Annotated in this window: 9 protein-coding genes; 5 read left to right on the top strand and 4 right to left on the bottom strand. The window is 68.8% G+C overall.

Going from position 1 to position 10,521, the window contains the following annotated elements:
* Window positions 1-158: TrmH family RNA methyltransferase (locus E8A12_RS16020; protein WP_293370597.1), on the top strand; the 158-nt coding region annotated here is incomplete at its 5' end.
* A gap of 9 nt (window positions 159-167) precedes the next feature.
* On the opposite strand, the gene E8A12_RS16015 is transcribed toward E8A12_RS16020, so the two are convergent.
* The 4 genes from E8A12_RS16015 to E8A12_RS16000 form a co-directional block, all read right to left on the bottom strand.
* A complete protein-coding gene (locus E8A12_RS16015) occupies window positions 168-545 on the bottom strand; it encodes a hypothetical protein (protein WP_293370595.1) in 378 nt (125 codons plus the stop codon).
* Window positions 546-733: 188 nt separating this feature from the next.
* Window positions 734-1,942 (bottom strand): pyridoxal phosphate-dependent aminotransferase, encoded by a 1,209-nt coding sequence (locus E8A12_RS16010; protein WP_293370593.1) that lies wholly within the window; start codon window positions 1,940-1,942, stop codon window positions 734-736.
* Between the two features lie 190 nt (window positions 1,943-2,132).
* Window positions 2,133-4,580: an ATP-dependent helicase HrpB gene (gene hrpB / locus E8A12_RS16005; RefSeq protein ID WP_293370591.1), complete on the bottom strand. Its 2,448-nt coding sequence runs from the start codon at window positions 4,578-4,580 to the stop codon at window positions 2,133-2,135.
* 35 nt (window positions 4,581-4,615) lie between these two features.
* A complete protein-coding gene (locus E8A12_RS16000; protein WP_293370589.1) occupies window positions 4,616-6,205 on the bottom strand; it encodes an amino acid permease in 1,590 nt (529 codons plus the stop codon).
* Window positions 6,206-6,475: 270 nt separating this feature from the next.
* On the opposite strand from E8A12_RS16000, the gene E8A12_RS15995 reads away from it, so the two are divergent.
* From E8A12_RS15995 to E8A12_RS15980, 4 genes are all read left to right on the top strand, one after another.
* The gene (locus E8A12_RS15995) at window positions 6,476-8,047 is read left to right on the top strand and encodes an amino acid permease (RefSeq protein ID WP_293370587.1); all 1,572 of its coding nucleotides are present in this window, start codon (window positions 6,476-6,478) and stop codon (window positions 8,045-8,047) included.
* An 85-nt stretch (window positions 8,048-8,132) separates the two neighbouring features.
* The gene (locus tag E8A12_RS15990; protein WP_293370585.1) at window positions 8,133-8,828 is read left to right on the top strand and encodes an MBL fold metallo-hydrolase; all 696 of its coding nucleotides are present in this window, start codon (window positions 8,133-8,135) and stop codon (window positions 8,826-8,828) included.
* Window positions 8,829-8,877: 49 nt separating this feature from the next.
* Entirely contained in the window at window positions 8,878-9,615 is a 738-nt protein-coding gene (locus tag E8A12_RS15985; protein WP_293370583.1) for a response regulator, read from the top strand.
* A partial coding sequence (locus E8A12_RS15980) for a HAMP domain-containing protein (protein WP_293370581.1) occupies window positions 9,612-10,521 on the top strand: 910 nt, incomplete at its 3' end. The genes E8A12_RS15985 and E8A12_RS15980, both read left to right, overlap by 4 nt.

Below are 10,521 nucleotides of genomic sequence, written 5' to 3'. Positions count from 1 at the left end.
CGCGCCCAACCCTGATCGTAATGGGCAACGAGCAGCAGGGCCTGCCCCCCGACATGGCCGCCCTCTGCGACATGAACGTGAAGATCCCGATGCGCGGCCGGGCCGACAGCCTGAACCTGTCGGTGGCCACCGGGATCATGATCTACGCGGCGACCTGAGGCGTCGCCCTACATCCGGCCTTCGGCGGCCATCTGCACCTTGTCCCAAGCCTCGCGGCAGGGCTGACTGACCTTGAGCCTGTTGTATTCCAGGCAGCGGTCGGCCGCGAGGTTGCTGCTCTTGTCTGCGCAAAGCGATTGTCGGTCGACGGCGCACGCCGCGCGCATCTGCGGCACAGCCGTCCGCAACGCATCTGCCGCCGGGCGTTTGAAGCGGGGGTCGGCCGCCGGCAGACCGGGAAGGTCAGGATCGGAAGGATAGAGGGTGTGGTTGAAGCCATCCCAAATCTCAGGGCTCGTCCAGTGCTTGCCGACCGATTCTAGCTGGGCCGCGGCAGCGCCCGCGAACGCCAGGGCGCCGACGGCCATAACGATGGCGAACCTCATGGCTGAAAACTCCAAGCCGAAATCAGGCGAAACGTCGGCTCGCTAGATATCAGCAATATTTCAACCGTATCAAAAAGTCATAAGTTCCGCGCTGGCGGCCGAAGCGACGAAAGGGGCGCCGGGCCCCCGCCCAACGCCCCTTCGCTATCGACTGCCTCAGCCCGTCGCCGGGCCGGAGCGACCTGCTGCTAGGACAGGAACTTGTCGTGCGTCACGCCCACAGGACCGGTCTTCAGGTCGGCGTTGGAAGCCACGGCGGGCGCGTCCATCACCTTCTTGAAGGCGGTGCGGAACGACGCCATGTCCTCTGGCGAACCCACCGAGATGCGCACGGCGTTGGGCCAGACCGGCCAGATGCGACCGATGTAGACCTTTTCCTTCTGCATCGAGGCGATGACCGTGTGGGCCGGACGGCCGGTGTCGATCATGAAGCAGTTGGAGACCGAGGTTCCAACCGGCTTGTAGCCATTGGTCTTCAGCCAGGCGAGGGTCTCGACGCGGCTGTCGGCGATCCACTTCTTGCGGGTCGGGATCAGGTCCTTGTCGGCGAGCGAGGCCCGCGCGGCGACCAGGGCCGTCACCGGCATGGCGTTCTGATAGTAGGGCGTCAGCTTGTCGAGGATGTCCGGGCGCGCGATGGCCACGCCGCAGCGGATGCCGGCCATGCCGTAGATCTTCGAGAAGGTCCGCAGGATCATGATGTCCTTGCCCGCGGCGACCTGGTCCACCACCGACTGCTCGTCGGACAAGTGGATGTAGGCTTCGTCGACCAGCAGGACCGAGCCCTTGGGCTTGTTCTCCAACGCCCAGAGGATCTCCTCGCGCGGGGTGATGGTGCCGGTCGGGTTGTTCGGGTTGACGATGTAGATCAGGCCGGCGTTCGGATCGGCGGCGACCATGGCCTTCACGTCGTGCGAATAGGCCTTGGTCAGTGGCACCTTATGCACCGGCGCCTTGGAGATCTGCGCCGCCATGTTGGCCGATTCATAGGACGGGTCGGCCATGACCAGGCCCCTGCCCGGGCCGGTGAAGGCCAGCGTCGTGTAGTGCAGCGGCTCAGACGAGCCGGCGTAGAAAGCGACGTTCTCCGGCTTCAGGCCGTGCAGGGCGGCGTATTCTTTGGTGAGCGCATTGAGTTCGCCCATCCGGTCGTAGCGCCCGCCCAGCGGCAGGATCTTGGTGATCGCCTCGCAGGCCGCCTTGCAGGGGCCGAGCGGGTTTTCGTTGGCGTTGATGATCACCGCGTCGGGCGGCAGGACGCCCATGCTCTGGGAAGCCATCTTGGCCTGGGCCAGGGTGGCTTCGCTGGCGATCGGAATGGCGGCAGCCGCAAAAGCGGCGGTGCGCAACAGGGCGCGGCGGTCCATCAGGGACGTATCAGAGGCGGAGTCGGTCACCGGCAATCATCCTTCTCGAGGCGCGGCGACCGTCGATTCGGCGACCGCTCGCGGATCAATCTGCAAGTGTTGGCGACCAACCTTCGCAGACTTCAACAGGAATCCGCAAACAGTACCGTCATCGCCCCGTGGGCGCCTAAGCTGCACGCAGAAGTGGCGCATAAAGATCAACCTGCGCGCAGGGGCCCGCTCACGTCCCCCGCGGCTTGGCCCGCGCCGTCGGCTGGGCGCTCGCCGGGTCCTCCGGCCACAGGTGCTTCGGATAGCGACCGCGCATGTCCGCACGGACGTCTTTCCAGGAGCCCTTCCAGAAGCCGGGCAGGTCCTTTGTGGTCTGGATCGGGCGATGACCGGGCGACAGCAGCGACATGGTGATGGGAACGCCAGCGACCGTCGGGTGAGCGGCCGCGCCGAACACCTCCTGCACGCGGACGTCAACGCGGGGTCCGGCCTCGGCGGCGTAGTCGATGGCGAAGCTGTTGCCGGTGGGCGCGGTCCAGCGGGCCGGAGCCTCGGCGTCGAGGCGGCGCTGCAGGTCCCAGGGGATCAGGGTGCGCAGCGCGGCCTCGAGGATGTCCGGCTTGAGCGCAGCCAGCGACCGGACGCCAGGCAGGATCGGCGTCAGCCAGTCGTCCAGGAGACCCATCAGGGCCGCGTCGGAAAGATCCGGCCAGGCGGCGTCGCGGGCGTGCAGGAAGGCCGCGCGCTGGCGCAGGGCCACGGCGGCGTCGCCCCAGGGCAGGGCGGCGACGCCCTCGGCGCGGACTCGGTCCGCCAGGGCGGCGGCGATCAGGGCCGGGTCGGGGTTCTCGTCGACGGTTTCGCGCAGCGTGAGGCGGCCCAGACGGGTCAGGCGCTTGGCCCGCAGCCGCCCGGCCCCGCTCTCCTCCAGCCGATCCTCGATGGTGAGCTGATCGGCGAAGGCGGTTTCGAGTTCGACCTGATCCAGGGGCGCGGCCAGCAGGATACGGTCGCGGCGCTCGCCGCCCCCGAGTTCGGCCACGGCCAGCCAGGTTTCGCGGGCGAGCGCGTCGGTTGGCTCCAGGAAGGCGCCGCGGCCGCTGACCAGCTGGAACTCCCCCTGCGGTCCACGCGCGCGGGCGACGCGCTCCGGATAGGCGAAGGCCAGCAGCGGGCCGTCGGACAAGGGCTCTGCGTCGCCTTGCCGCCCGGCAAGGCCGGCCCAGCGATCCGCCAGCGCCTTGGCGTCGCGGGCGCGGGGACTGCGATCGCGATCGAGCGCCTCAAGCCGATGGCGCAGATCGGCGTCGCGGCCGCCGAGGTTGCGTTCGACGATGAGGACCGCGATGCGCGCGGCGCGGGCCGCCTGGCCGGTGGCGGCGGCTCTGAGGACCATGTGCGCAAGGCGGGGGTTGAGCGGCATGTCGGCCAGGGCGCGGCCGTGGGCGGTGAGCAGCCCGTCGGCGGTCAGGGCTTCGAGGCGGACAAGCAGGTTGCGGGCCTCGGCGAAGGCGGCGACGGGCGGCGGGTCGAGGAAGGCCAGGCCCGCCGCGTCCCTTGCCCCCCAGCGGGCGAGGTCCAGGGCCACGCCCGAGAGGTCAGCGTCGAGGATCTCCGGGTCGGCGTAGGCCGGCAGGGCGCGGGTCTCGGCCTCGTCCCACAGACGGTAGCAGACGCCCGGCTCGGTGCGGCCCGCCCGGCCCCGGCGCTGGTCGGCGGCGGCGCGGGAAACGCGGACGGTGGCCAGCCGCGTCAGGCCGCTCGCCGGGTCGAAACGCGGCACGCGGGCCACGCCCGAGTCGATCACCACGCGCACCCCCTGGATGGTCAGGCTGGTCTCGGCGATGGAGGTCGCCAGCACCACCTTGCGGGTTCCCGCCGGCGCGGGCGCGATGGCGCGGTCCTGGTCGCGGGGATCCAGGGCGCCATAGAGCGGGGCGATCTCGACCCGCGTGCGCGGACGTTCGTTGAGCCGCTCGGCCGTGCGCAGGATCTCCCCCTGGCCCGGCAGGAAGACCAGCAGCGAGCCGCCCTCCTCCGCCAAGGCGCGCTCGACCGCGCGGACGACCCGGTCCTCCAGACGCAGGCGCTCATCCCGACCGAGGTAGTGGGTCGTGACCGGAAAGGCGCGGCCCAGGCTCTCGATCACCGGCGCTCCGCCCAGCAGGCGCGCCACCGCCGCGCCATCCAGGGTCGCCGACATCACCAGGATCCGCAGGTCCTCGCGCAGCAACCCTTGCGCGTCGCGGGCCAGCGCCAGGCCGAGGTCGGCGTCCAGGCTGCGTTCGTGGAACTCGTCGAAGATGACGCAAGCCACACCGGCCAGCTCCGGATCGCCGAGGACCATCCGCGTGAAGACGCCCTCGGTGACCACCTCGATGCGGGTCGCGGCCGAGACCTTGGACTGCATCCGGACCCGGAAGCCGACCGTCCGGCCCACGGGCTCGCCGAGGGTAGCGGCCATCCGCTCTGCGGCGGCGCGGGCGGCGAGCCGCCGCGGCTCCAGCACGATGATCTTGCCGCCCGTCGCCCAGGACTCGGCCAGCAGCTCCAGCGGAACCACAGTGGTCTTGCCCGCGCCCGGCGGGGCGACGAGGACCGCCGCGGCGTTGGCCGCCAGCGCCGCCTTCAGGGCTGGCAGAGCCTCATGGATGGGCAGGTCGGGCTGAGGTGGCATCGGCTTCTAGATAGCCGAGCCGGCGACGGCCCGCCTCAGTCCTTGTGCGGCAACTCGAAGGGTTCCGGCTCGTGGCCGAGGACCACGACGCCGCGGCCCAGCTTCGAACTGCGGATTCCGTAGGCGAAGTAGATCACGATCCCCACTGCCAGATAGATCAGGAAGAAGTTGCGCGTGGCGGGCGTGGCCATGAGGCTCAGCATCAGCACCAGGCACATCAGCGCGCCGAGGATCGGGGTCAGAGGATAGAAGGGCGTGCGGAACGGCCGTTTCAGGTCCGGATTTGTGACCCGCAGATAGATCACCGTGATGCAGACCAGGATGAAGGCGGCCAGCGAACCGACGTTGGCCAGGTCCGACAGCGCGTCCAGCGACATGAACCCCGCCGCGCCCATCACCGCCACGCCGACGAGGATGGTGTTGATCCAGGGGGTCTTGAAGGTCTTGTGGACCACCGCAAGGGCCTTCGGCAGCAGGCCGTCGCGGCTCATGGTGTAGAAGATCCGCGTCTGGCCGTAGAGCAGCACCAGCATGACGCTGGAAAGCCCGGCGATTGCGCCGACCTTCACCAGGATCGCGAACCACGGCAGGCCCATGGCGTTGGCCGCCACGGCCAGCGGCGCGGGGGTGTCGAGCTGGGCGTAGGGCACGATGCCCACCAGCACCGCCGAGGTGGCGATATAGAGCACGGTGCAGATCACCAGGGCGCCCAGGATGCCGATCGGCATGTCCTTGCCGGGGTTGCGCGCCTCCGCGCCGGCGGTGGAGACCGACTCGAAGCCGAGATAGGCGAAGAAGATCACCGCCGCGCCGTGGATCACCCCGCCGATACCGTACTTGGTCGAGTTGTCGCCGGTCACCACCGCGACCAGGGCGCGGCCGATCTGATGCCAGACGTCCATGTTCGTACCCGGCGGCCGGGCGGGGATCTCTGCGGGGATCAGCGGCGACCACAGCGCCGGGTGCACGTAGCGCGACCCGATGACGATGAAGGCGATGACCACCGCCAGTTTGATGGCGACGATGACGTTGTTGACCGTGGCGGATTCCGACACCCCGCGCACCAGCAGCAGGGCCACCAGCCCGACCACGGCCATCGCCGGCAGGTTGATGCTTCCCGTGGCGATCACCACTCCCGCGGCATCCTTCACTGCGACCCCAGGGGCCGCCGTGAAGGCCGGCGGAATGGAAATGTGCAGGTCGGCCATCAGGCTGATGAAATAGCCGGACCAGGCCACCGCCACCGTCGAGCATGCCAGGCCGTACTCCAGCACCAGCAGCAGGCCCATCACCCAGGCCGCGCCCTCGCCCATCGAGGCGTAGGTATAGGAGTAGGCCGATCCCGAGACCGGCAGGGCCGAGGCCAGCTCGGCATAGCAGAGCGCCACGAAGGCGCAGAGCACGCCGGTGATGACGAAGGACACCATCAGGCCGGGGCCGGCGAACTGCGCGGCGGCGCGCCCGGTGAGCACGAAGATGCCCGAGCCGATGATGCAGCCGATGCCCAGCGCCACGAGGTTGAGCGCCGTCAGGGTGCGCTTCAGTTCCCCGGTCTCATGCTCGGCTTGGATCTGCCCGACCGACTTGCGCAGGAAAATGCGCTCGATGCCCGCTGCGTTCGCCATGCGGCGAATCTCCCCGTCGAAGCCGTCCGGCCCAAGGCGGGCGCGCCGAGGCTAGCGCCCGATTTTCCGCAGGAGCAATGACCGATCGGCGGACCGCCGGCGCGCGGGTGAAATCGTCCGGCATTGTCGCAATTTCGGGCTCCCCCATGCGCCGAACCGTCGCTGCGTTGCGCAAAACGCGGGCCGCGGTTGACCGGACGGCAGCGTCACGCCACGGTCGCGCACCATTTTGCTGGCGGCCCACCGGGGGAACCGCTGCTCGGAGGTTTTATGTGGCGAATTAAGTCGCTCGACGCCATCTTGGCGACGGCGGAAAAGAAGTCTTTGCACCGCTCGCTTGGGCCGATCCAGCTCACCATGCTCGGCATCGGGGCGGTCATCGGGACCGGGATTTTCGTGCTCACCGCGACCGCGGCCCAGAAGGCCGGTCCGGGGATGATGGTCTCCTTCATCATCGCCGGCTCGGTCTGCGCCGTCGCCGCGCTCTGCTACTCCGAACTGGCTTCGATGGTGCCGGTGGCGGGGTCGGCCTACACCTATTCCTACGCCGTGATGGGCGAACTGGTCGCCTGGCTCGTCGGCTGGGCGCTGATCCTGGAATACGCCCTGGGGGCCAGCGCGGTCGCCGTGGGCTGGTCAGGGCACATACTGGGTCTGTTCGAGGACTACGGCATCCACCTGCTGCCGCACGCGCTGACGGTCGGCCCGAAGATGTCCTTCGGCTCCTTCCTGGAAGGCGGCGAAGTCGGCGGCATCGTCAACCTTCCGGCGGTGCTGATCACCGCCGCGGTGACCTGGCTCCTGATCGTCGGCACCAAGGAAAGCGCCACGGTCAATTCGGTGCTGGTGGCGATCAAGGTCCTCGCGCTGACCCTGTTCATCGTCCTGACCATTCCCCTGATCGCCGGCCACCTCGGCAACTTCAAGCCCTTCACGCCACGCGGCTGGGGCAATCCGCTGGGATCGTCGGGAACGGGGGTGTTGGGCGCCGCGGCCTCGATCTTCTTCGCCTACGTCGGCTTCGACGCGGTCTCCACCGCGGCGGAGGAAACACGAAATCCGCAGCGCAATGTGCCGATCGGGCTGATCGCCTCGCTGCTGATCTGCACCCTGTTCTACCTGCTGGCGGCCGGCGGCGCGGTCGGGGCCTATGGCGCCCAGCCGTTGTTCGACGCCGCCGGCGTGGCCTACGATCCGGGCTCGCCCGAGTTCTCCGCGGCCTGCACGGCCTTGGGCGCGCATACGCCGCTGGTCTGTTCCAAGCACGCGCTCGCCTATGTCCTGCACGAGATCGGCCACCCCTTCTTCGGCAGCGTCGTGGCCCTGGCGGCGACCATCGCGCTGCCCTCGGTCGTCCTCTTGATGATGTACGGCCAGACGCGGATCTTCTTCGTGATGGCGCGCGACGGCCTTCTGCCCTCCGTGCTGTCGACCGTGCATCCGAAGTTCAAGACGCCGTGGATCATTACCCTGGTCACCGGTGTCGTCGTGGCGGTGTTCGCGGCCTTCCTGCCGGTGGGCCAGCTGGCCGACTACTCGAACTCCGGCACACTGTTCGCCTTCGCAGCGGTGTCGGTGGGCGTCATGGTCCTGCGGTTCACCGACCCGAACCGCGTACGGCCGTTCAGGACGCCGTTCCTGTTCGTGATCGCGCCGGCCTCGATCGTCGGCTGCGTGGTGCTGTTCCTGAGCCTCGACAGCAAGTCCAAGGGATTGTTCTTCGCCTGGACGGTGCTCGGGCTGATCTTCTACTTCTGCTATGGGTTCTGGAAGTCGAACGTGCGCCACGGCGTCGAACTCGACGCGCCGCTGACCGAAGGTCCGGGCGGTATTCCAGACTAGCGCGCCGATCGCGACTGCGACGGAAAGGCCCGGGTTCGCCCCGGGCCTTTTCTTATGGGGCGTAAGACACCATCCTAGAGGCCAGATGAATGCGCCGCAGCCGCCTCCCCCGCCAAACCGAGACCTGCCGATCCGCGCGCTGATCGCGCCGGTGACGCCTCTGCAGCAGAACTGCACCATCGTCTGGTGCGCCAAGACGCTGAAGGCGGCGATCATCGATCCCGGCGGCGACGTTCCGCGCCTGATGCAGGCGATCAAGGACCAGGGCCTGACGCTGGAGAAGATCTGGATCACCCACGGCCACCTGGATCACGCCGGGGGGACCGCCGCGATCAAGGAACTGACCGGAGTCCCCATCGAGGGCCCGCACCCCGACGACTCCTTCTGGATCGATCAGATCGACGCCTCGGGCGCCAAGTGGGGCATGCCGGAGGCCAGGGGGTTCACCCCGGACCGCTGGCTGCAGGACGGCGACGTCGTGACGCTCGGCGAGACCCAGTTCGAAGTCTACCACTGCCCCGGCCACACGCCCGGCCACGTCATCTTCTTTCACCGGGAGGCGCGCTTCGCCCAGGTGGGAGACGTGCTGTTCCAGGGCTCGATCGGCCGCACCGACTTTCCGCGTGGAAATCACGCCGATCTGATCGCCGCGATCACCGGCAAGCTTTGGCCCCTGGGCGGCGACGTGGCCTTCGTCCCAGGGCATGGGCCGATGTCCACATTCGGACAGGAGCGGCTGACCAATCCGTTTGTCGCCGACGAAGTCTTGTCGCACCCGTGATTTCAACCGCGAAATCGGCGCGTTACCCGGCGGCGCCAGCGTCGCAGCCATGGAGCAGATCCTCGATATGAGCAGCGCGGGCGCCCGCATCCTGATGGTCGATGACGATCCCGGCATTCGTGATGTCGTGTCCGACTTCCTGGGAAAGCACGGCTACAAGGTGGACACCGCCGGCGACGCCAGCGAGATGGAGCAGGCGCTGGAGCGCGGTCCTGTCGACCTGATCGTGCTGGACGTCATGCTGCCGGGCGAGGACGGCCTGGCCATCTGCCGCCGCCTGGCCAATGGCGAGGGTGGCGCGCCGATCATCATGCTCAGCGCCATGGGCGAGGACACCGACCGGATCGTGGGCCTGGAACTGGGAGCCGACGACTACCTGGCCAAACCCTGCAATCCGCGCGAACTGCTGGCCCGGGTGCGCGCGGTGCTGCGTCGCGCCGAGCAGCGCTCGCAATCAGGCGGGGTGGGTGCGGGCTGTGAATTCGCGGGCTGGCGCCTGGACCTCGTGCGCCGCGAGTTGCGCTCCCCGGCCGGCGTGGTGGTGAACCTGTCGAGCGGCGAGTTCTCGCTGCTGCGGGCCTTCGTCGAGCGGCCGCAGCGGGTGCTGACCCGCGACCAGCTACTGGAATTCGCCCGCGGGCCGGACTCCGACGCCTTCGACCGGGCGATCGACGTGCAGATCAGCCGTCTGCGACGTAAGCTCGACGATGGCGGCGGCAGCCACGAACTGATCCGCACCATCCGCAACGAGGGCTACATGTTCACCGCCAAGGTGAAACGCACGTGAGCGGCTGGCGACGGGCGAGGCCGACGGGCTCGCTCTTCGTCCAACTCGCGACGCTGGTCGGCCTGGCGCTGGTGCTCGCCGAGGCGATCAACGTCCTGCTGCTCTACAACCTGCCGCCGCCGACGCCGGACTTCTACCGCCTGTCGGAGATCGAACAGACCTTTCGCGGCCAGACCCCGACTTTCGCCGACCGCCCCTCCCTTCAGCTGCGGACCGTCGAAAAGGCGCCCGGCCCGCTGATGGAGGGCGATACCGCGGCGCGCATCCGCGCGCAGTTCGCAAAGGACCTCGGGACGCCTCTGGATCAGGTGGTGATCGCCGCCGACCGCGGGCCGTTCGCCGACCGTCGCGTCGGTCGGATCATCCGTGACCGCATCGCCCGCGAAGGGGTCCGCGAGGAGCATTTCCTGGTGGCGCCCTTCGATGTCGCCCTCCACCAGCCGGATGGCCGCTGGCGCGTGGTCCGCCCGCAGCCGATGTTGGGCCTCAATCCCTGGCAGCAACGCATCGCGCTCTGGTTCGTCGTGTCCGCCCTCGCCATGGCGCCGGTGGCCTATGTCTTCGCGCGACGTCTGTCGCGGCCGATCAGCCTGTTCGCTGAGGCCGCCGAGCGGCTCGGCCGCGATCCGCGCGCGGAGCCGCTGGTGCTGAGCGGCCCGTCCGAGATCGGCGTCGCCGTGCGCGCCTTCAACGACATGCAGGAGCGCTTGCGCCGCTACGTTGAGGACCGCACGGCCATGGTGGGCGCGATCGCCCACGATCTGCGCACGCCGCTCACCCGCATGCGTTTCCGCATCGAGAGCCTGCCCGACGACCAGAAGGCGAAGATGAGCGCCGACATCGACCAGATGGAGGAGATTTGCTCCCGAACCAGACGATGCCGACGATCGGCGACAGCCTCTCGGC

Source organism: Phenylobacterium sp., assembly GCF_004799395.1.
Classification (GTDB): Bacteria; Pseudomonadota; Alphaproteobacteria; order Caulobacterales; family Caulobacteraceae; genus Phenylobacterium.
This window is presented reverse-complemented; position numbering and strand designations above follow the sequence as displayed.

Bases quoted from the DNA above. Each gene is read 5' to 3' on its own strand.
- E8A12_RS15985 (WP_293370583.1), top strand. From the start codon at position 8,878: ATGGAGCAGATCCTCGATATGAGCAGCGCGGGCGCCCGCATCCTGATG.
- E8A12_RS15990 (WP_293370585.1), top strand. From the start codon at position 8,133: ATGAATGCGCCGCAGCCGCCTCCCCCGCCAAACCGAGACCTGCCGATC.
- E8A12_RS15995 (WP_293370587.1), top strand. From the start codon at position 6,476: ATGTGGCGAATTAAGTCGCTCGACGCCATCTTGGCGACGGCGGAAAAG.
- E8A12_RS16000 (WP_293370589.1), bottom strand. From the start codon at position 6,205: ATGGCGAACGCAGCGGGCATCGAGCGCATTTTCCTGCGCAAGTCGGTC.
- E8A12_RS16015 (WP_293370595.1), bottom strand. From the start codon at position 545: ATGAGGTTCGCCATCGTTATGGCCGTCGGCGCCCTGGCGTTCGCGGGC.
- hrpB (WP_293370591.1), bottom strand. From the start codon at position 4,580: ATGCCACCTCAGCCCGACCTGCCCATCCATGAGGCTCTGCCAGCCCTG.